Source organism: Sphingomonas sp. CFBP 8760 (genome assembly GCF_014841615.1).
GTDB lineage: Bacteria > Pseudomonadota > Alphaproteobacteria > Sphingomonadales > Sphingomonadaceae > Sphingomonas.
Genome location: NZ_JACYUG010000012.1, coordinates 101,194 through 122,740, shown reverse-complemented (window position 1 = coordinate 122,740; position 21,547 = coordinate 101,194). Strand labels below are relative to the sequence as shown.

Below are 21,547 nucleotides of genomic sequence, written 5' to 3'. Positions count from 1 at the left end.
AGAAGCAGGCTCATGTAGCCTAACTTGGTGTCCATGGGACCGGCAGCAGCTCAGAACACCCACAGGTGGATAGGCGTGCGGTTGGCCGGATCGCGCACGCTGGTCCGGGTGACGAACTGGAGGATGGTCTCGAACTCGACACTGCGGGTCCAGATCACGGGGTCAAGGTGGAGGGCCGTCAGCAGCCCACGTAGATTCGATGAGGGCTTGGCCGAGTAGATCGCGGCGGCATGGCTGACGCTCATATGACGGTTCGTTCCAGCCTGACGCGGAGTGAGGTAGTCGTTCTCGGGCAGCCCCAGCAATGCCTTCGGCGTGGGTGCGCCGAGTTCGGCTGTGTCGTTCGCCGTCCAGATCGAGTGCGCCTTTGGCAGCACGGTCGCGAGATGCTGTCCAATCGCGGCCAACGCGACCTTCCCCTGATCGCTGGCGAACAGCGACTTCGACGCAGGCCGGTCGAAGAAGTAGTGAATCGTCAGCGGACGATGCTCGAACCGGCGAGCGCTCGTCAACGGCGGGAGCGCCTCCCATTCGACCTCCTCAACTTCCAGCCAATCGGCGAGGATGCTGCCGATATCGTTGCGGAACTGGTTGCCGAGCAGTTCTACATGGTCGAACGCAGCGAGTTCGCGGAGCGAGAAAACGCTTGCCCAGCACCACTGAACCTTGCGGTCGGCCATCTCCTGCCAGTCAGCGAGGTTGCTCAAGACCACCCGCTTCGCGCCCGGTCGGCTCGCCTCAATGACTCGCGCGTGGAAGACGCCGAGGTGGGCATGAGATCGGTCTGCGCGGATGTCTGCTGCCGTGATGGTGTGCCCCGCCTCGGTTAGGGTAATCGCATGCCATCGCCCCACCACCTGCTCCAAACCGTAATGCCGCTCGAAGAAGTTAGCGTCCAAATGCGTCCGCTTCTCCTCAAAATCGAGGAAGGCAGGCACCTCGTCGATAACGATCCGCCAACCGGCGAAGTCGCTGAAGTTCGATCGGAGCAGCGCGGCATGCGTGGCGATGACGATCAGGTGGGAGCAGCCCGCATAGCGGTCGGGCAGCGCTTCGATCTCCTCAACAACGCTGCCTCCGCGATTGCCCGGATCGCTATGAACTTTGCGAATCAGGGGGCGCGTGCCCATGTGGGCGGCAACCCGCCCTATTTCACCTTCCAGTTCGTCGAAGGCGTTCTTACGCTCGGTGATGAAGAGCGCTTTACAGGGCTGGCGGCAAAGGGTGGTGATAGCGCGTGTGGTTTTCCCGACACCGGTCGGAGAATCGTCGTAGTATACTTTCACAATGAAACTCTTATTAGTGATGCCCCCAGTATAGCTGATCGCACCACAGCAAACATTATTTGATTCCCTCCGCCGTTCTGATCATCTCGCGCGAGTGTCCGCACGAAACTCTCTAATAGTAGAAGGTTGAATGCGGACATGATGTCCGAGGGTGGTGTTGGTTCGCCTCGACCTCGACCACATGAACTTGCACGAAGGTGCTGAATCGGCGCTTGATGGTGCGGCCTCGTGCCGCGCCAGCAAGGGGCGACCAGTGCCGAGGGCCGGGGACGCGCGAAGCGTGGCACCGTTCGACATGAGCAATCATGCTGTCAGTTGAGGCGTCGGCCTTGCCGGTCCCGCTCTGGCGGTCCCGTCTGCGCCCACCGCGAACAGCTTCACTGGATCGACACCACAGGTGCCGACCCGGTTCGGTGTTCCCCGATGAGCAAAACAAGTTCGCCTTGATGAATGCTGCTGCTTCCCTCGATCGGCCACCACCTGATGACCGAGGCGACCTCCCTGGGAAGAACGGCGAGTGGACATAGTGAGTGTTCCAGAAACCTACCTGTCTTCACCCGCTCGAACGGCCCGGTTTTCCGTCGATCCGGCAGCGTTGTTTCAACCGTTCCAGAACCGGTTGGATTTGGAATGACAGGGCCGGGTAGTCGGTCGCCCTATTCTCGTTCAGCCGCTTGGGCCTCACGGCGTTCCAGGGCTTCCTCAATGAGCACGCGGACAAAATCACCCTGCCTCATTGCGCCACGCAGAGCATCGATGCGCGCCTTGGTGCCCGCGCGTGCGCGCAGGTGGAGGGCTTCATCGAAGATTTTTGGTTTCGTCACATAAACGCGAATAGCGGTATCGCTTTCTCCCATCCACCCCTCGCGCTGCCGTCCGTCATTGACGTTTAACCGATACCGCTTATCATAAACGGTATCGGTTAAGGATCAAGGCTCAAAGGGGCTGCGTGCCGTTCGGTCGAGCAATCGGCGGCATGCTTCCTCAATGAGGTTCAGTGGGGGGACACACAATGGACGAAGAAACGCGCCGCTTCATTCGTGAAGCCGAGTGGACCAGAATGCGTGCTCGCGAAGACGACGCTCGATTTCACGAACAACGAGAAATCGAAGATCAGCGAGCACATGACAAACGTGTCGCTTATGTGATGAAATATGGTCGTCAGGGAGCCGTGGTTCGCACCCTCGCTAAATGGTCCGTCGCATTCCTGATTATGGCAATCATCGTTTTTTCAGACGACTGGCGCGATAACGGGCTTGGTCAGGCATTGCTGCACCTTGTTTTCGCGCCAGTATTTGGCTTCGGTATTGGCGTATATCGAGCAGCCAAGCTACCGCATGTGGAATGATAAGGGATAACTGCGCCTATCCCTGGAGTGCGCTGTGTCAGCCGACTTGAGCGTAGATCGCACCGGACTCGGTGCCGTGCTCACGTGGCCACTTCTTGCGTCCAACAACCTTGAAGGTGGGGCCGAGCCACTCCCGGATCATGCGGCCGACCATGGCGTTGACCTGCTGACTGCCAAGATGGTGCTGGATGTCAGCGGCGATGACGCGGATAGGTGACTCACCAGCCTTCGCAGCAGCCAGTATGGCAGCAGCCCTGAATTTCAGGGCACCGGTCACGTCAATATTGATGAGTGTGGCTTTCGATTTTTTCGTGTCCGGAGACATATCGGCATCCTTACGGAGCCAAAGCACGGGATGCGCCTTGGTGATATGTATTCATTTAGAGGCCGTCGATCTTTACACCTGACGAGTGCAATTAAGGCGAAGCGGTCATTTCTGGAGACAAAGCGAAATCTGGATGACTGCACTGTGCTGTCCAGCCAGTTACCGGACGAACCGACGGGACATCCAATCCATCATGACAGGATGAATTTAATTAATGCAGCCGAGCGGGTGGCCCGGTTATCGTGATGACATCGGACACAGGGTCCGACAATTTACGGAACAACATCATGAACGGCTTCAGCGGATACCTCTACACCATCAACAACATTTCGTGGCCAAGCGGCAATGAACACCTCCCTGTGACGGCAGATGTTGGCCTTCCTTCCTATCTTGTGCTTGCGGATGAGGATGACGATGATGAGTGGGACTCATACATCATGATGGCTCTGAAAACCAAGTTCGATGTCAGACCAGTTGCGTTTGGGGGTTATGAACCATCAAGTCAGGGATAATCACTGATAATAAGATCGAGGCCATAACTATTTGGTTGACGCACTCCTGAACTGGAGCGAGTCATCAAGTATGACCAAGCGCGTTGCCATCTATACTCGTGTCTCGACCAACGACGGGAAGCAGACCACCGACAACCAGCTACGCGACCTCCACATGATGGCGGAGCGCATGGGCTGGAGGGTGGTCGCGCACTATACCGATGAGGGCATCTCCGGGGCTCGCGGGCGCGACAAGCGCCCTGGCCTCGACGCCATGCTCAAGGCCATCACCCGTCGAGAATTTGATATGGTGGCCGCTTGGTCGGTCTGCCGCCTCGGACGGTCGTTGCAGCACCTCGTTGCCCTGCTCGGCGACCTCGATGCACGGCGGGTGGATTTGTATCTGCATGTGCAGGCGCTCGACACCTCGACGCCGAGTGGCAAGGCGATGTTCCAGATGCTGGGTGTGTTCGCCGAGTTTGAGCGCTCGATGATCTCCGAACGGGTCAAATCCGGCCTCGCCCGCTCGACCAAGAAAAGCGGTCGCCCCCCGCTCGACTCCGACAAGGCCGAGCGCATCAGACGGTCGCTCACGCAGGGCACCAGCATCAACGCCACGGCGAAGGCGCTCCGGGTTGGCGTCGGGACCGTGCACCGGATGAAGCAGCAGATGGTGCAAGCCGCCTGACATTCACCGCTTGGCTACCCCTCCTGCGCTCAAGTTCGTCAACCAGACCATCGCCTGCTCGGCACTCATCACAATACTCGGCGCTGCCGCCGCCGCCTTCACCCGTTCGATGAACCCATCCGAGATTTCGCCCCGGCAGATCGAGCACTCGTCATCACCAATCTCGTCAGCGCACCGTTCATCATGCTTCATGTCACGGAACCCCTCTCATGAACTCTGATCTATCCGCCCCGCATCAACCCGGTCCCGACGACGATGCCACGGGCGATGCCCCCATCATGAAAAGCCGTCGCCAACGGTCGCCTGGGCCGTCTAACAACGGTCCTGATGATACGGCGCTGTCCCATCCTGTAAGCGGCACCACATGACAATCTATTGATTTTCCTTGCATTTTTGCTTCCCCGGCCGGGGTTGCCGAAATGGTCTTTCCGGTGCGACTCCGGTGCAAAGCCCCCGGAACCAGTTTTTCGATGTCATCGGCGATGCTTTGCAGCGCAGTGATGATGCTCGGGAATTCCCCGATCGCGTAGACCTCGGTCTGGCTTCCGTCGCTGGGACCTATAAAGCCTTCCAGATGCCGCTCTAGCGGCGCCACGATTGCGGGCGAGCGTCGCGATGCTGTGCTGCCGGATGTACGGTTTCCATTCGCGGCCGGTGGACATGTCCAGCTCTGCCAGCATGGTGCCTCATGCTCGATCGAGATCCTAGACGGGCCGGCCGTGATAGTTGACCAGCCCGGCACGGGCGGCGACCGGTAGCGCCATGTAGGCGGCATATCCCGCCCGTAGCGGGCCTACAACGTTCCGGCGATGTGAAGCATTGTCGGAAGGCAGGCGGCGGGGGGCGACTTCCGCCTGCTTCAACCACTCATGCAGTGTCCGTGGCGCACGGCCGATCTTCTTCGCCATGGCAACCACCGCCGCCGATCGCGACGGATGGTCGCGCACGTGCCCGCCGTCCCTGATCAGGTGATCGCCATCGATCCAGCCAGCAGGCGCACCTGCCGGGCCAGGTCGCAGACCGTCACCGCAACGGATTGGCCATCGACCTGCGTATGGATGAATTGGCCCTGCGATGTACCAGGCCGGGGCTGCGGCACGGTGCGGGCGACCGTCTCCAGTTTCTCGACGACAAGCCCGTTGAAGGCGCCGTCGCTCTCCACGACGATGATCATTCGGCCAGCCATGCCCGCGACCACCGGCGCATCGGCGAAGTCGAACAGCGGCAGGGGCGCGCCGTCATAGCTGGCGATAGCGCACAGGGTAGAGCCAGCAAGGCGCGTCGGGGCGGCATCGACCGGAAAGGGGACGATCTGTTTGACCGAGGCAAGCGATGCCGCCCCGTGCCCCGCACCCGTCCGGAACACGACATAGGCCTGTGAACTGCCGGCATGCGTCTCGCCCGGTCGATCGGCGATGGTCTTCCCCGTCCGTCGGGTCAGCGCGGCGATCGTCCGCAGGACGGCGCATTCCCGTACCGCATCGTGATCCAGCATCAGACTCTGCCGCGCCTCATGATCGACAACGGCACCACGAAACAACGGCAATTGCCCGCCCAGTTCGCGAGACAATGGGTGCAGCGACCCGAAACCCAGCGGCAGGATGCGCCGGATGCGGTCGATCTTCAGCCCCAGCATCCGATCCTCCGCCAGTTGCACGATGACGACGGCGCCGCGCGCGCCTTCGGCCGCGCGACCGGTCAGGCCGAGCAGGGCGAGATCGTCGATTACCGGCACCTCCCGATCAAGATAGCGGACGACACCCATCCACGGCCCGGCCGGCTCCGGGCTGGGCATGATCGTATCGCCGGGCACCGTTGCCACGACGAAGCCGGTATCGATGGCGATCTGGGTATCCGCCACCGACACTAGCACCACCGCGCCGCGCACGTCGACGGTCCGTCGCTCGTCCTTCCCCACTTCGACCGCATGGGTCACACCCGGCAGGGTGAATATCGCGGCCTGATCGATCAGACCGAAAAGCGCCTGGCCATGCAGGAAGCCGCTGGCGACCAGCGATCGCTGGCCATCGGCGACGCCCGTCAACGGTTGCACGTCGTCGGCGGCAATGCGGGCCAGCCCCGATACCATGTCCATGACGAGCCCGAGCAGCCTGTCCCCTTCACGCAGCACGACAACGACGCCGGTAGCCCGGGATGGTCGCGCGAAGCCCAGATGCCCGGCAATGTCGAGCACGGGGATCGCGCGTCCCCGGATCATGATGGTGCCGAAACAGGCGCCCGTCCCGGAGAAGTCGGCATGCAGCGTGTCCGGCAGTGGCACCACCTCGCGGATACTGTCGGCGCGGATCGCCAGATCGTATCCGCACAATCGCATCAACCCGACATCGATCGGTGCGCGCCGCCCGCCGGTGCCGCTTTCCGTTTCATGGTCCGTCATTCCCGGGTGCCCGTGGAGGCTGCCAGTTCCCCGATCATCCCCACCACCTTCACCGTCACCTGTCGTTGCGTGTCGGCCGCCTCGGCGATCCGGTCGATCGAACGCGCGGTCTTGCCGACGCTGGCGACGATGCCGTCGAAGGCGGCCCGCGCGGTATGCGAGCGTTCGGTACCGTGCGCGACGCGTTCGCTGGATTCCTCGATCAGCCGGGCGATCTCGGCGGCGGCATCGGCGCTGCGTTCGGCCAGCTTGCGGACCTCTTCGGCGACGACGGAAAAGCCGACGCCGTGCTCGCCCGCCCGGGCTGCCTCGATCGCGGCGTTGAAGGCGAGCAGGTTCGTCTGGCTGGCGAGCTCGCCGATCACCCCGACGATCTTGCCGATCTTGCCCGAGGACCGGCTGATGAGTTCGATCGACTCGATCGCCTTGTTGATCGCGCCGCTTCCCTCCGTCGCGGCACCGTCGGTTTCGGCCGACAGCGCGCTCGCCCCCGTCGCACCGTCGAAGATGGTGGCGGTCGCCTCCGTCAACTGCGCGACCATGCCGTGCATGGCCTGGCTCTTGGTGGCGATCTGCTGTTCCAGTTCGACCTGATGACTGATGTCATAGGCATGTTTGATGACACGCACCGGCGTACCGGACAGATCGTAGACCGGGCTGTAGCTGGCCTGGATATGCACATCGCGGCCATATTTGCCGACGCGGTGGAAACGGCCCGAATGGGTTTCCCCCGCATTCAACCGTCGCCAGAATTCGCCGTATTCGCGCGATTTCAGGTAATCGGGCATACAGAACATGCTGTGATGCTGGCCGACCAGTTCGCGGAGGGTATAGCCCATGACGGCCAGGAAATTGGCGTTCGCCGTCAGGATCGTGCCGTCCAGATCGAACTCGATCGTCGCCTGGCTGCGCTCGATCGCGGCCAGCCGGTTCTCCGTCTCGATCGAGCGGAGCTTGTCCTCGGTCACGTCCATCGCATAGGTGACGAGCTTGTACGGCTTGCCACAGGTGTCGAAGATCGGGTTGACGGTGGCGCGGATCCACACTTCCCGCCCGCCCTTGGCGATGCGCTTGAACTCACCCGACAGGAATTCTCCCTGTGACAATCCTTCCGCCCGCTGGCGATAGGCCTCGCTTTGCGCCACTTCGGGTTCGACCAGCATCCGCTGGTCCTTGCCGCGGATTTCCTCGATCGCGTAACCGACCATGCGCAGGAAATTCTCGTTGGCCGCCAGCACGGTGCCGTCGAGCGCGGTTTCCAGCACGCATTCGGCGCGGCTGATCGCCTCCACCTTGCCTTCGAATTCCAGGGTGATGCGCTTTGCCTCGGTGATGTCGGTGGCATATTCGACCACCTTCCACGGGCGGCCGTCGAGATCGAGGATCGGGTGGAAGCTGGAATTCACCCAGACCTCACGTCCATCCTTGCCGACGCGACGGAAATCACTGGTTTCGTGCTCGCCGCGGCCCATGCGGACCCAGAACTGCCGGTAATCGGCATGGATATGACAGCCGGGATGGCAGAGTTCCTGATGGTGCAGCGCCGCGATCTCATCGGGACGATACCCCATCATCGAGCAGAATATGTCGTTGGCGACGAGCAACTTGCCTGACAGGTCGTACTCGGCGACGCCGTGCTGGCGGCCGACCGCCTCCACCTTGCCCTCGGCTTCCGCCGCGGCAAGTCGCTGCGCCGTGACATCCATGGCATATTTGACGATCTTCACGGGGCGGCCACGCAGATCGAGGATCGGATTATAGGTAGCCTGAATCCAGATTTCCTTGCCGCCTCTGGCCACGCGCTTGAACGCACCGGCATGATACTCGCCACGCCCCAGCTTTTCCCAGAACTGGCCATATTCCAAAGAGCGGGCAAAGTCGGACGTACAAAACAGGCGGTGGTGCTGCCCGACCACCTCATCGAGCGAATATCCGCTGATCTTCAGAAAATTCTCGTTGGCGGCGAGTACGTTGCCGCCAAGATCAAACTCGATCACCGCCTGGGCGCGGCTGATAGCCGCCAACAGCCCCTCATGGAGGATCGCTTCCTGCTTGGTAGCCGTCACGTCCATTGCGATCTTGATGATGCGCGCGACGGTGTCGCCTTCCATCACCGGGCAGTATTTCGCCCTGATCCACACTTCGCGGCCGTTACGGGCGATCCGCTTGAATTCGCCATCCTTGTGCGTGCCGCTGCGCAGGCCAAGCCAGAACAGTTCGTAATCCGCGCTCTTGGCATAGCTGTCGTCGCAGAACATACGGTGATGCTGTCCGACGACCTCTTCGGGCGCGTAATCCATCAGCCGCAGGAAGATGTCGTTCGCGCGCAGGACTGTTCCGTCGACCGCGAGTTCGATCACCGCCTGCGTATCGTCGAGGATCATACCGAGTTCGTGCAGACCCGCATCGGCGGCCGGTGGCTGAAGGGTTGCCTGAGGAAATTGTGCGGTCATGACGTGTCTCTTCGCCGAGGGCTGGGGCGCTAACCCGATCAGCCCATTATAGAGCCGGCGCTCCGCCTCCGGCGGCAGTGGGCGGTTATACGCTTGAAATTTCGGCAGTTCGGCGGACGCCGGGATACACACCGGCCCGAACAAGCCCGAATGGGCGCGAACGGGCGCGAACGGCCGCGACACAACAGGTCCTACACGGTGACGTTGCACCCGATGTCCAAGCATAGCCCAGAGCCGATGCCGTGCTTCCGGCACAGGTCGGCGGTCGTCACGCCGGCCTCATGCTCGCGCAACACGCCAATGATCCGATCCTCAGTAAAACGGCCTCGCCGCATCGCCCGTCTCCATCAGATAAGCTGACGTGCCGATGGCCTGATGCCTGGGGAGCAGGTCAGTCGTCGGTTTCGGTCAAGATTCGGCGCGTACGTCGTCGATCGCATCCGGATCGACAGGCAACGCCGTGACGTGCCGTCGGCAAAGGGGCAAGTTAACGGAAGGGCTTTGGCAGGTCGTGCGGAGGCAACGTCCAGACCACATCGGATGTTGACGATCTTATTGAAGTCGGATGCAAGTTTGCCAATAGGTCAGCAGTTATCCAATATTTTACTAGTTCTTGCACCGTCATCGGTCATCAAATGTAAAAAATAAGATACAGTGGTTCGATCGCCATTTCCGTCAAAAAGTCGCCACAAATTCCGTACAGGCAGTCCGGGCCGGGCGGTGTCGTTCCGGCCGTATCGATGGAGCGCGGGAATGGTGATCGGGATTTTCGCCTGTCTGTCCGCCGCCACGATGCAGGCAGGGACGGCCACGGCGGATGCTGGCGGGCAGGTCGCGATACCGATGGCGAACGATGCTGACATCCTCGTCATGGGCAAGCGCATGGCAGGCTCTGCGATCGGCGAGATCGAACCGGTCGCCGTGCTGAACCCGGATGCGATCCATGCGCTGGGCGCGGTCAGCATGAAGGAGCTGATCGAGCGGCTGAAGCCGCTGACGACGTCGGCGACTGGCGGCGAGCCGGTGCTGCTGCTGAATGGACGGCGCATTTCCGGCTATCAGGAGCTGCAGTCGATCCCGCCCGAGGCGATCGAGCGGACCGAGGTGCTGCCGGAGGCGGAGGCGGCGCGTTTCGGGTTCGCGCCGACCGTGCGCATCCTCAATTTCATCACCAAGAAGCAGTTTCGCGCGGTAACGGTGCAGCTGCTGCCTGGCACCGCCACCGAGGGTGGCGGCGAGACCAATTACGCCGAGATGACCGCGACGCGGATCGACGGGCCGCGTCGCGCCTCGCTGTCGGTGTCGCATCTGCGCATCAACCCGGTCGAACAGACGCAGCGCCGCATCCTCCCCGATCCGGCGGTGCTGTATGCCGTGCAGGGCAACGTCACCGGCATCAACGGCGCCAGCCTCGATCCGCGGCTGGATGCGCTGGCGGGGGTGACGGTACCGGTCGCGGCGGTACCCACCGATCCGGCGGCGCGTGGGGCGCTGGCCGGCTACCTTGCGACGGCCAACCGGCCGGCGGTCACCGATCTGGGGCCCTGGCGCTGGTTGCAGCCACGCAGCGACCGGGTGACCGTGGACGCGACGATCGGATCGCCGATCGGCCGCTCCCTCGACGGATCGCTCAACCTGTCGATGGAGGCGCAGCGCAGCGTCGGGCGCAACGGCTTGGCGCCGGTGCTGCTGACGGTGCCGGGGGACAATCCGGCGTTGCCGTTCGCCGATGACGTGCTGCTCTATCGCTATCTGCCCGATACCGTCCTGCGCCAGCGCAACACCAGCCTGAACCTCCATGCCGGCGGTACCCTGCAGGGCGGCATCGGGCGGTGGACGTGGAACACCACGACCAATTACGACCGGGTGCGCGGGGTGGCCGTGTCGGACCAGGGGATCGCGGTCGATCCGTTGCAGGATGCGGTGGTGGCGGGCGGAAATCCGCTGGCACCGATCGATCCCGCACAGGCGGTGCTGATCGCCAATCGCAGCCGTACGGTGACCGGTACCGTGGTGAGCAAGGTGGTGGCGACCGGCCCCACACTGCGCCTGCCCGCCGGCCCCGCGCAGGTGACGCTGACGGCGGACTATGCCCGGTCGTCGAGCAGCGGGTTCCAGTCCGCGATCGCCGATACGCGCGTCGACCTGACACGGACGACCCGGGGTGGCAGCATCAACGCGACGCTGCCGATCGCCCGCCCCGACGGGCAGTTCCTGACCCGCCTGGGCCAACTGAGCGCGAACGGGATGATCGGCCTGTCGGACGTGTCGGATTTCGGCAAGTTGCTGAACCTGAACTATGGGATGAACTGGGCGCCGATGCGGCCGGTCCAGTTCAACGCCTCGGTCAACGAGACGCAGGCGGCCCCCGCGATCTCGCTACTGACCGATCCGACGCTGGCGGCCCCCAACATCCCGTTCTTCGACTTCGCGACCGGGAACAGCGTGCTGGTGACGACGGTGGCCGGCGGCAATGCCGCACTGGCACCCGAGCGGCGGCGGGTGACGACGCTGGGCATCGCGGTCACGCCGCTCAAGGGCAAGGACCTGCGCTTGGGCATCGATTATCTCGACACGCGCATCCGTAATCAGGCAGTGATGCTGGGGGCGGCGACACCGGCCGTGCAGCGCGCCTTTCCCGACCGGTTCGTGCGCGATGCCGGGGGCGTGCTGACGCAGGTCGATCTGCGTTCGGTCAACATCGACCGCGAGCGCGAGCGCAAGCTGCGGCTGACGACCAGCCTGTACCTGCAGATTGGGCCGACGCCACCGCCGCCGCCCGCCCCGCCGGCCGGGCTGTCGGCGACCGTGCCGACGCCGCCCCCCGCGCCGCCCAAGCCCCGGCCCAGCATCTTCGCCTCGGTGACGACGTCGATACGGCTGGACAATGTGGTGACATTGCGCCCCGGCCTCGCACCGCTCGACCTGCTGGACGGCGAGACGCTGAACGGCACCGGCGGCCGGCCGCGCTGGGAGGTGGAGGCCCATATCGGCGGCAACATGGGTCCGTTCAATCTCGGCACCTTTTCGCGCCTGCAAGGGCCGACGCGGATCAGGAGCGATCTTGCCGCCTCCGACCTGAGTTTCTCGGGAAGGACCTGGATCGTGCTCTACAGCCAGATCGATATCGAGAAGCTGGTCGCGCGGCCGTGGACGAAACGCCTGTCGATGCAGTTGACGGTCGAAAACCTGTTGAACGACCGCATCGACGTGACCGACCGGACAGGGGCGGTACCCAACCGGTTCCAGCCCGCCTTCATCGATCCGGTCGGCCGGTCGATCCGGGTGGGTATCCGCAAGCTGTTCTGATTGTCATACCCGCCCGATCGGGCCGCCACGCCAACACTCGTCGGTTCGCCGGTATCTGATGGACGATATCGAGATCGACAAGGTGATTGGCCGATCTGGCGTCGGTGACCAGGCCATCGGCGCCAGCCGTTTGTGCAGGCATTGCCGATGACCCACACCGGGGTCATCGGCTCAAGAGACGATCGGTTGGGTATAGAAGCCGTAGACGTTATAGCCGTCGCGCGGCTGCGCGAGGATGACGTTGCCCGGCGTGGTGGAGGGCGTTAGATACCGGTATCCGGTGCGCGTGAAGGCGCCGGTAACGATCAGCGTGGCGTTCGCGGGGCCGTAGAAATCGCGGAACCACTGTCGTGCCCGCTCTACGCTAATGGCACGCAGGTCGCCTGATCCCGGCCATAAGGCGCGTCACTCCGCTGCCGCACCACAGAGACGATCGGCACCCGCCGGTCGGGTTGCACCACCACCCGTAACCCGTTGGCGAGCGTGAAGCGCGTAGCCGGGCTATCTTCGCCCATCGGTGCCGGGTCTTGCGCATGCCGGGCGGACTGTGAGATTTCGGTGGTCGCCAAGCCGCTCAACGCGGCTGTCAGCATCAGAATGGATGATATTGGTGCCATATCGGCCATACTGCCGTCGCATGGCGGTTCGGGCCAAGTAGAATTATTGTCGATGGCAACGATGTATGCATCGCCCGATATCATGGACTCGAGGCTTCGCCCGCGTGGGCGATCGCCCGATGACAGGCGTTTCGCCTTTATGTCGGGTGTTGCGGATACGGAGGATGGGAAGATGACCGGCAGGTTCGTGATCGTGGTGGATGCGCAACGGGATTTCATGCTGCCTGACGGCGCGCTGTACGTGGCGGGCGCCGAAACGCTGGTCGGGCCGATGAACGACTGGCTGGCCGCGCTCGATCCGGGCGATATCGACGGCGTGTTGATGACCTTCGACACGCATGATGCCGCAACCTATCCCTCATCGGGGGAGGCGGCGCAGTTTCCGTTGCATTGCGTGCGCGGCAGCGCCGGGTGGCGATCGGCGCTCGACCCGGCGGCGATCGATCCGGCCGTGCCGCTCTACCGCTTGGAAAAGGGCGTGTTCGCGATGTGGGAGGAACCGCACGTGACGATCGATGATGTCCGTGCGCCCGATCGACCGGCGATACCGCGCGACCGCTTCTTCGCCGACCTGAAGACGCGCGGCGTCGACGAGGTGATCGTGACGGGCGTCGCGGCCGATTTCTGCGTGCGCTGGGCGGTGGAGGGATTATTGGCGCGCGGCTTCCACGTGGTCGTGCCGCGGGCGATGACTCGTGGGATCGTGCGGCAGATCGATGCGCTTGCCGTCGACGACTGGGCGGGGCGGAACGTGGTGCTGTCCTGACGCTCCGCCGTGCCATCGACGTAAATACCTGTGATAGCGACATAAGCCGGAAATAATGCTTTGGCCCCGAGGATAAACGGCCAGTTCGGATTGTTCTCGTCCCAGCAAGTCGGGAGCCGTCATGACCAACGCCGTATTCGCCAGCCTGATTCTCGCCTCGGCCATGTCTGGTGGGACGGCGCAGGCGCAAACCTCCGCGAAGGTGATCGGACTGGGGACGCAGCCCGAACCCTATGCCACCGGGTCGGTGGTCAACCATCCCCGCACGATCGGCTGGCCCGAGGGGCGCAAGCCGGTGGCGCCGCGCGGGTATGAGGTGGTGAGGTTCGCCGGCGGACTGGACTATCCCCGTCAGGCGCTGCTGATGCCCAATGGCGACGTGATCGTCGCGGAAGCCCGCACCAAACCCAAGCTGGATGCGGACCCCGAGGTACAACGCGGACAGGCGCTGTCGAAGACGACGGGATACAGCGCCAATCGCCTGACCCTGTTGCGCGATGCGAACCACGATGGCGTCGCCGAGCAGCGTTTCGTGCTGCGCGAGGGGCTGAACCAGCCTTTCGGTATCCAATATGCGAACGGTCGCCTGTACGTCGCCAATACCGACGGGGTGGTGAGCTTTCCCTATCGCCCCGGACAGACGCGGATCGCCGATGCGCCCCGGCCGCTGATCGCGCTGCCGGCGGGCGGTTACAACAACCACTGGACGCGAAACCTGTTGTTGGGTCTGGATGGGAGGACGCTGTACGTGTCGGTCGGCTCGGCATCCAATGTCGGCGAACATGGCATGGACGAGGAGAAGCGCCGTGCCGCCATCCTGGCGGTCGATCTCGCGACGGGTCGGGAACGGCTCTACGCCTCCGGCCTGCGCAATCCGGTCGGCATGGCCTGGGCGCAGGATAGCGGGACGTTGTGGGCCGCCGTCAACGAGCGTGACGAGATCGGCGACGACATCGCCCCCGATTATCTGGTGGGGGTGCGCGAGGGCGGATTCTATGGCTGGCCCTACAGCTATTACGGCAAGCAGGATCCCCGCCACGCCAACGACCGTCGCGATCTGCTGCCGACCACGTTGTTGCCCGACGTGGCGGTCGGGCCGCACAGTGCTGCACTGGGGCTTGCCTTTTCCAAGGCGGGTCCGCAGACGGCCTTCGTCGCGCGGCATGGCTCGTGGAACCGGTCGAGCTTCAGCGGTTATGACGTACTGGCGGTGCCGTTCGCCGCAGGGCGGCCGACCGCGGCACCACAGCCTTTCCTGACCGGCTTCGTGGCCGATGCCAAGAAAGGCGACGTCTATGGCCGCCCGGTCAGTATCCAGACGCGAGACGACGGGGCGATCTTCGTGGTCGACGATGCCGGTGACACGGTGTGGCTCGTTCGTCCAACATCGTGAGCGATCCGGGCAAGGGCGTCCTTTTTCTGATCGCCGCGCTGACCGGTGCGACCGCGGCACCGGCACAGACGGTTCCGTTTGCCGACACCGAGGATGCGACGCTGACGCGGATCGATGTGGACGATGCCGGGGTCCATCCGATCCTGTCGGTCGACGGGCGCAACGGCGATTATGCGCGCGGTGCCTATGACGATGACGACGCGGGGCTGGGGCGTATACCCGTCCATGTGGCGGTCGGCGGCGTGGTCGTGATGCACCGTGACGCGGCACGACGCGGAACGGTGTTCCTGATGGGCCAGAGTTCGAACGGCTTCCATGCGCCACGTCGCGACGAGCGGGCGGGTCCGCGCGCCTGGTATGAGAGCAACAACCTGATCGGCCTTGCCTGGCGGCCGGCCAATGGTGTCGATGCGGCCGTCACCTATGCGATCAAGACCAGCCCGAACGGCGTCGCACCGACGAGCCACGAGGCCAGCCTGACGTTTCTTCATGCGACCGATGGCGGGATCGGGCGACTCCGGCCGCGTGTCGCGATCACACGGCGAACGAAAGGTGAGGGGGGGTTCTACACGATCCTGGGAATCGCGCCGTCGGTCGCGCTGTCCGATGGCGAGGATGCGACGAGGCTGGGCCTGCCGGTCACCGTCGGCATCGGCTGGCATGGTTTCTACGCCGCCGGCAGCGGCGACCGGATATATGGTAGTGGCGGGGTCACGCTCGACCGGCCGCTTCGACTCGGTGGGGTGAGGGCGACGCTTCAGGCCGCGATGCTCGCCCTGATCCGCGACGACCGGTTGCGCCGGCTCGATTCGCCCGGCGGCACGACGGCGCGCATCGTACCCCATGCGACGCTGTCCGTCGCGTTCGTCTGGTAGGGGCGGGCGCTGTCGCGGCGACGGATTCAGGATGCCCCGCGCACCCGCAATATGCCGATCACTCCTGCCAGCACCAGCACCATCCCAACCCCCCCGGGTGGCAGCGCAAGCGATGCCGACGGCCCAAGGGGTTACCGTTTGTCCGCGTGATAGATTCAGCGTTGGCGACTGTGTTTCGCGGGTCGCGTTAACCAGTTGGATAGTGGCAATCCCCTAAGAAACCTCGCAGATTGATAGGGGTGTTCCGTTGCATTCAGGCAGGTTGGCATGTGGATTGGCAGTGTTGGGATGGGCGACGCCGACGTCGGCTGGTCTTAACGTACCGATCGCGGCACGGGTCGTGTCGTTCGTGCAGCCTGCCCGTGCCGGAGCTGTCCCGGCAGCTATCCTGTTCGCCCCCGGCAACGAGGCATCGGAAGCGGAGGCGGACGCGATCGAGCGAATGACGGGGTCGGGGATCGCCGCCGGCCGGGGCACGCTCAAGACGCGGCGCGTGCCCATCGGATCGATGGGGAACCTGACGGGATATCAGGTCGCATTCGTGACGGCCGGCCTGCGCGGCGAGCAAGGCGACATATCAGCGGCGGCCGCGCGCTCGTCGGTGCTGACCATCTCATCGGACCCCGCCTGCGTGCAGGCGGGCCATTGCGTGGTCGGCATCGCCACCAGTCCCAAGGTGCAGATCACCGTCAGCCGTGCCGCCGCGCGGGCGGCCAATATCCGGTTCGGATCGGCATTCCTGATGCTGGTCAAGGAAATCTGATGCCCGCGTCCTTGCGAAAAAGCGCGTTCCGTGCCGTCGTGCTCGCCGGTGCCACCGCCGTAGCACCGGCTGCGGTCGCGCAATCGATTGACTATCAGGCGTTGCAGGATGCGATCGGCGAACCGGTGACGACCAGCGTCACCGGCAAGCCGCAACGCGCATCCGAACTGCCCGCCTCGACGATCATCATCACGCAGGCGGAGATCGCGCGTTCGCCAGCGCGCGACGTGCCGGGGCTGCTGAAGACCTATGCCGGGATCGACGTGAACCAGTGGACGGCCGGTCAACGCGACGTCGCGGTGCGCGGCGGTGCGCAGACCTACAATGCCCGGTTGCTCGTGCTGGTCGATGGCCGGCAGGTCTATCTCGACCATTACGGGATGACCGACTGGAACCTGCTCGGCGTGCAACTCGACGAGATCCAGCAGATCGAGCTGGTGCGGGGACCCGCCAACGCGCTGTTCGGATTCAACGCCGCCAGCGGGGTCGTCAACATCATTACCCGCCGCGTCGGTAATTCACCTGCTGCGACGGCCACGGCGGAATGGGGCAATTACGGTATCGGCAGGCTGGCGGGATCGGTGATGCTGCCCGTCACGCCGAAGATCGGTCTTAAGGTGGCGGGGGGCCATGCCAGCGAAAACGAACGCCGCATCCCCGCGCCTCTGTTGCGACCTCCGATGGTGGTCGATACCGACAGCGGTCAGATATCGGGCGAGGTCATCGGTTCGTTCGACGGACTAGGGATGACGGTGGGCGGTGGCCATGCCACCAATCAACAGATCGAGTATCTGCCGAGCCAGTTGCTGTCCAACCAGCGTTACCGCAACGACAATGTCCATGCCACCGCGACCCGTGACACGGGATGGGGCGGGATCACGCTGAACGGGTACGTCAACTGGCTGGACGTACGATATGGCATCGGCACGACGGCCGATGCCGGTATTCCCGTCATCCTGAAAAACCGGATCATCGTCACCCAGGCGTCGACGTTGGTCCGGCTGGGTACTAGCGACACACTGCGCCTCGGCGCCGAGTACCGCAACAACCGGCTGCGTTCGGCGCAGCAGTTCGCGGAACGGATCTCCTATGACGTGGCGTCGGCGAACGCGATGCTGGATTTGCATCCCGACGATCGCCTGTCGCTGACGGTGGCGGGACGGCTCGATCGCCTGTGGTTGCATCAGGGCGGTGCGATCGTTCAACCCGCCTATGACGATCCGCGCGCGTTCGATCGGGCGTTCACCAGGTTCAGCTTCAACGCCGCGCTGCTGGTTCGCCTCGACGAGCAAGGTTCGCTGCGGATCAATGGCGGCCATGGTTATCAACTGCCGTCGCTGGTCAATTTCGGCACGAGGCTGCAGATCATCACGCCATTGCCCGTTCCCGTCTTTGCGGTCGGGTCGGCGCGTATCGACCCGGCCAGCATGTGGAGCGGCGAGGTCGGGTACGTGCGTATGGTCGGCCCGGCACAACTGGAACTGACGGCATTCGTCACACGAACGGACGGTGCGATCGCCTCGCCGGGCGACGGTGTGCGGACCGAATTGTTCTTGACCCCGCTTCCCTCGCTGGTGGCGCGGTTCGCGGCGATCGGCGACTACACGACCTATGGTACGGAATTGTCCGTCTCTGGCATGACCGGTGGCCTGACATGGCGTGGCAATTACACCTGGACGCGCACGGACGAGCAATTGGCCTCCCTCACGATACCCATCCCCTATGCCCTCTCGCCCCGATCGACCACCCCGGTGCACAAGGCCAACATCACGTTGGGCTATACGGTCGGACGGCTGTCACTGTCCGGCGTGGCCCGATATACCTCCGGCACCCGTCAGTTCGCCTTCTCGTCCGCCTCCGAACTGTCGCTCTATCCGGTCGATGATGCGATGGCGGTCGATCTGCGGGCGGGTTTCTCGCTTGCTCCCGGGATCGAGGTCTTCGGTGCCGGCGAAAACATGACGCTGACTGGTGGAGCGGCGGTTTCCCCCATTCCGGCCGATCGGCGCATCCGGATCGGTCTGCGGTTCGCGATCTGACATGCTGGATGCGCTATCCCGGCGGCTGGGTAGCCGCTTGCGGCTGTCCGACCGCTCGATCGCCCTGAAGGTCGCCGCCACGCCGGTCATCATGCTGGTACTGTTCGTCGTCATGGCCGCGACGAGCACGGCGGCCCTGCTGGTCGCCGGCCACAGCGTGTCGAAGATCGTCAACGACGACATGCGGGACATCGCCCAGCTGAACGCCGCGGCCCGCAAGTTCGAAAGCGCGAATTCGGACGTGTATCACCTGCTGGTGACCCGCGCCGCCGCGCCTGCGACGCCGATCGGCGAACAGACGCAGGCGGTGCGCGACGAACTGCGCGATGTCCGGGTCGCCGTCGTCGACTATCGCCGCCGTCACCCGGCACAAAGCGAACTGGCCCGCCTGATCGCCGATATCGATCGCTATGTCGAAACCGTCGAGGTGCTGACATCGATGCTGGAGATCGATTTCGCCAGCACCGCGACGATGATCCAGCCGTTCCGTGCCAATGCCCGCAAGGTCGAGATGCGTATCCGGCAGATCACCGCAACGGGGGTCACCCGGGCCACAGACAGCGCGGCCGGTGCATTGTTCGCGACCAGGCTGACCCTGGCCATCCTGTTGTTCGCCTTTGCCGTGACGGCGGCGGTCGGGCTGCTCATGGCCTATGTCATCGGGCGTTCCACTGTGGCATCGATCACCGATATCGCCACTGCAACCGATGCGGTGATGAACAACCGGGCCATCGATCTGGATGCGTTCCGGCGTGGTGACGAACTGGGCCATGTCGTGACCGCGCTGGCCGGCTTCCAGGCGCAGCGTCACAAGGCCCGCGAGCTGGAAACCCAGACCACGGCACTGCGCCGGCAGGCGGAGCAGGAGGAACAGCGTCAGGCGCAGGTGATCGCATCGGTGGAACGGCAGGGCGAGGAGGAACGCCGCGCGACCCTCAGGTCGCTGGCCGATGCTTTCGAGCGGCAGGTTGCCGGCACCATCCGCGATGCGCAGCAGGCGATGGATCAGTTGGAATGCAACGCCAGCGATCTGGCCGGCCTGATCGACGGCAACCGGCGGCTTGCGGCCGAACTGGACACCGTGGCGCAGTTGTTCGCCACCGAGATGCACGAGGCGGGGCAGGAAACCCATTCGCTCGCCCGCGCCTTCGACGAGATCGACCGCGAAGCGGCAGGGACGAGCAGTGCCGCCCGATCGATCAGCGTCCATGCCCGCAAGGCGAACGAGAACGTCGCGCTGTCGCAGGCGCAGGCCAGCAGCATCGAACAGATCGCCGACGTCATCGGTTCGATCAGCAAGCAGACCAACTTGCTGGCCCTGAACGCCACGATCGAGGCGGCGCGGGCCGGGCCGGCTGGCGCTGGGTTCGCCGTGGTGGCCGCCGAGATCAAGTCGCTGTCGGGGCGCACCGGCGAGAACGCCAATGACGTGCGCACCGCGATCGAGAACGTCCAGCGGCAGATTCGGTCCATCGTCACCAGCACGGAAAGCCTGGGGTCGCTGATCGCCGAGATGGACGACGGCGCCGGCCGGGTCGCGGCGATGTCGCGGGGCCAGACTGCCTCGATCGAAAACCTCAACGGTCGCATCGCGGCGGTCGGCGATCGCAGCCAGGCACTGACGGAAGCGAGCCGGGAGATCATCGTCTCGGTCAACGACAACACCGTCTCGCTCGATCAGGTGCGGAAAAGCAGTCTGGCGCTAAAGGCGATGCTGCATAAGCTGTCCGTGGAAGCCGCAACGTTCACCGGCCACTTTACCACCGCACAAAGGCGATAGGTTCCTACCATTCGATCCCGATCTTGCCGAAATGGCCGCCGCCCGCCTCGAACGCGAAGGCCTCGGCAAGCTTTTCGAGCGGGAAACGGCGATCGACGACGGGCCGGATCGACGTGGCTTCCAGCGCCCGGACGAAATCCTGCTGCTCGCGGCGGCTGCCGACGATCAGCCCCTGCAACCGCGCCTGCTTCGCCATCAGGGCGGCGGTCGGCACCTCGCCACCCCGGCCGGTCAACACGCCGATCAGGGAGATATGCCCGCCCACGCGCACCGCCTCGATCGACTGGGCGAGGGTCGCTGGCCCGCCCACCTCGACGACATGGTCCACGCCCCGGCCACCGGTCCAGTCGGCCACTTGTCGTCCCCATGCCTGTTCACGTCCGTAATTCACCGGGAAGTCGGCGCCCAGCGTCCGGGCCCGTTCCAGCTTCGCATCCGACGACGAGGTGATCGCCAAGATCGCCCCCATCGCCTTGGCGATCTGCAACGCCCAGATCGAGACGCCGCCGGTGCCCAGTAGCAACACGGTATCGCCGGCCTTCAGCTTGCCATCGACGACCAGCGCGCGCCAGGCGGTCAATCCGGCGGTGGTGATCGTCGCCGCCTCGACCGCGTCATAACCCCTGGGCGCGCTGGTGAACGCGGTCGCCGGCAGCACGACATATTCCTGCGCGAAGCCATCGATGCCGTCACCCGGCGTGCGGCTGAAATCCGCGATCGTCGGCGGGCCATCGAGCCAGTCGGGGAAAAAACAGGATACGACATGATCGCCCGCGACAAATTCCGACACGCCCGCGCCGACGCTTTCCACGATACCGGCACCATCGGCGAGCGGCACGCGACCGTCCGCGCTGGGCATCTTGCCCATGACCACCCCGAGATCGTGGAAATTGAGCGAACTGCCGTGCAGCGCGACCCGGATCATGCCCGGCCCCGGCTCGCCCGGATCGGCCCGCTTGCCGAAGCGCAGATTGTCCAGACCCGCCGGGGCATGCAATGTCATCGCCTTCATCGTC

20 protein-coding genes and 1 pseudogene are annotated in these 21,547 nt (G+C 64.1%); 10 read left to right on the top strand and 11 right to left on the bottom strand.

Annotated features, from left to right (window positions below; all coding sequences use genetic code 11):
• Positions 1–50 precede the first annotated feature (50 nt).
• A complete protein-coding gene (locus tag IFT82_RS14795; protein ID WP_192128149.1) occupies positions 51–1,286 on the bottom strand; it encodes a DEAD/DEAH box helicase family protein in 1,236 nt (411 codons plus the stop codon).
• Positions 1,287–1,942: 656 nt separating this feature from the next.
• Entirely contained in the window at positions 1,943–2,143 is a 201-nt protein-coding gene (locus tag IFT82_RS14790) for a hypothetical protein (RefSeq protein WP_192128147.1), read from the bottom strand.
• A gap of 155 nt (positions 2,144–2,298) precedes the next feature.
• Between IFT82_RS14790 and IFT82_RS14785 the strand changes: the two genes are divergently transcribed.
• Complete coding sequence (locus IFT82_RS14785; RefSeq protein WP_192128145.1) at positions 2,299–2,634, top strand: hypothetical protein; 336 nt, start codon at positions 2,299–2,301, stop codon at positions 2,632–2,634.
• A gap of 37 nt (positions 2,635–2,671) precedes the next feature.
• Here IFT82_RS14785 and IFT82_RS14780 read toward each other — a convergent pair whose 3' ends face one another.
• Positions 2,672–2,959, bottom strand: coding sequence for a hypothetical protein (locus IFT82_RS14780; protein WP_192128143.1), 288 nt, complete (start codon positions 2,957–2,959; stop codon positions 2,672–2,674).
• A 287-nt stretch (positions 2,960–3,246) separates the two neighbouring features.
• On the opposite strand from IFT82_RS14780, the gene IFT82_RS14775 reads away from it, so the two are divergent.
• Positions 3,247–3,471: a hypothetical protein gene (locus IFT82_RS14775; RefSeq protein ID WP_192128141.1), complete on the top strand. Its 225-nt coding sequence runs from the start codon at positions 3,247–3,249 to the stop codon at positions 3,469–3,471.
• 70 nt (positions 3,472–3,541) lie between these two features.
• On the top strand, positions 3,542–4,138 hold the full coding sequence (locus IFT82_RS14770) for a recombinase family protein (RefSeq protein WP_192128139.1): 597 nt from the start codon (positions 3,542–3,544) through the stop codon (positions 4,136–4,138).
• A 3-nt stretch (positions 4,139–4,141) separates the two neighbouring features.
• Here IFT82_RS14770 and IFT82_RS14765 read toward each other — a convergent pair whose 3' ends face one another.
• From IFT82_RS14765 to IFT82_RS14745, 6 genes and pseudogenes are all read right to left on the bottom strand, one after another.
• Positions 4,142–4,330, bottom strand: a complete 189-nt coding sequence (locus IFT82_RS14765) for a hypothetical protein (RefSeq protein ID WP_192128137.1) — start codon at positions 4,328–4,330, stop codon at positions 4,142–4,144.
• A 43-nt stretch (positions 4,331–4,373) separates the two neighbouring features.
• Positions 4,374–4,733 (bottom strand): hypothetical protein, encoded by a 360-nt coding sequence (locus IFT82_RS20575; protein WP_207105795.1) that lies wholly within the window; start codon positions 4,731–4,733, stop codon positions 4,374–4,376.
• A gap of 109 nt (positions 4,734–4,842) precedes the next feature.
• Entirely contained in the window at positions 4,843–5,085 is a 243-nt protein-coding gene (locus tag IFT82_RS14760) for a hypothetical protein (RefSeq protein ID WP_192128135.1), read from the bottom strand.
• Between the two features lie 17 nt (positions 5,086–5,102).
• Entirely contained in the window at positions 5,103–6,536 is a 1,434-nt protein-coding gene (locus tag IFT82_RS14755; RefSeq protein WP_192128133.1) for a chemotaxis protein CheW, read from the bottom strand.
• The gene (locus tag IFT82_RS14750; RefSeq protein WP_192128131.1) at positions 6,533–8,989 is read right to left on the bottom strand and encodes a methyl-accepting chemotaxis protein; all 2,457 of its coding nucleotides are present in this window, start codon (positions 8,987–8,989) and stop codon (positions 6,533–6,535) included. The genes IFT82_RS14755 and IFT82_RS14750 overlap by 4 nt, the downstream gene beginning before the upstream one ends.
• A 236-nt stretch (positions 8,990–9,225) precedes the next feature.
• Positions 9,226–9,324: pseudogene (locus IFT82_RS14745) on the bottom strand (transposase); the annotation flags it as partial.
• 418 nt (positions 9,325–9,742) lie between these two features.
• On the opposite strand from IFT82_RS14745, the gene IFT82_RS14740 reads away from it, so the two are divergent.
• The gene (locus IFT82_RS14740) at positions 9,743–12,298 is read left to right on the top strand and encodes a TonB-dependent receptor (protein WP_244646780.1); all 2,556 of its coding nucleotides are present in this window, start codon (positions 9,743–9,745) and stop codon (positions 12,296–12,298) included.
• Positions 12,299–12,657: 359 nt separating this feature from the next.
• Here the strand turns inward: IFT82_RS14740 and IFT82_RS14735 are convergent, their stop codons facing one another.
• Positions 12,658–12,813 carry a hypothetical protein gene (locus IFT82_RS14735; RefSeq protein WP_192128129.1) on the bottom strand — a complete coding sequence of 52 codons (156 nt, stop codon included), beginning with the start codon at positions 12,811–12,813 and terminating at the stop codon, positions 12,658–12,660.
• 274 nt (positions 12,814–13,087) lie between these two features.
• Here IFT82_RS14735 and IFT82_RS14730 point away from each other — a divergent pair, with 274 nt between their 5' ends.
• The 6 genes from IFT82_RS14730 to IFT82_RS14705 all read left to right on the top strand — a co-directional run bounded on the left by IFT82_RS14730 (position 13,088) and on the right by IFT82_RS14705 (position 20,531).
• Positions 13,088–13,681 (top strand): cysteine hydrolase family protein, encoded by a 594-nt coding sequence (locus IFT82_RS14730; RefSeq protein ID WP_192128127.1) that lies wholly within the window; start codon positions 13,088–13,090, stop codon positions 13,679–13,681.
• 121 nt (positions 13,682–13,802) lie between these two features.
• A complete protein-coding gene (locus tag IFT82_RS14725; RefSeq protein WP_192128125.1) occupies positions 13,803–15,074 on the top strand; it encodes a PQQ-dependent sugar dehydrogenase in 1,272 nt (423 codons plus the stop codon).
• On the top strand, positions 15,071–15,949 hold the full coding sequence (locus IFT82_RS14720; protein ID WP_207105794.1) for a hypothetical protein: 879 nt from the start codon (positions 15,071–15,073) through the stop codon (positions 15,947–15,949). Before IFT82_RS14725 ends, IFT82_RS14720 begins: the two co-directional genes overlap by 4 nt.
• A 280-nt stretch (positions 15,950–16,229) precedes the next feature.
• Complete coding sequence (locus tag IFT82_RS14715) at positions 16,230–16,712, top strand: YfiR/HmsC family protein (protein ID WP_342355122.1); 483 nt, start codon at positions 16,230–16,232, stop codon at positions 16,710–16,712.
• Positions 16,712–18,751 carry a TonB-dependent receptor plug domain-containing protein gene (locus IFT82_RS14710; RefSeq protein ID WP_192128114.1) on the top strand — a complete coding sequence of 680 codons (2,040 nt, stop codon included), beginning with the start codon at positions 16,712–16,714 and terminating at the stop codon, positions 18,749–18,751. Before IFT82_RS14715 ends, IFT82_RS14710 begins: the two co-directional genes overlap by 1 nt.
• 1 nt (position 18,752) lies before the next feature.
• Positions 18,753–20,531 carry a methyl-accepting chemotaxis protein gene (locus IFT82_RS14705; RefSeq protein ID WP_192128112.1) on the top strand — a complete coding sequence of 593 codons (1,779 nt, stop codon included), beginning with the start codon at positions 18,753–18,755 and terminating at the stop codon, positions 20,529–20,531.
• A 4-nt stretch (positions 20,532–20,535) separates the two neighbouring features.
• Here the strand turns inward: IFT82_RS14705 and IFT82_RS14700 are convergent, their stop codons facing one another.
• Entirely contained in the window at positions 20,536–21,543 is a 1,008-nt protein-coding gene (locus IFT82_RS14700) for a zinc-dependent alcohol dehydrogenase family protein (protein ID WP_192128110.1), read from the bottom strand.
• Between the last annotated feature and the right edge of the window lie 4 nt (positions 21,544–21,547).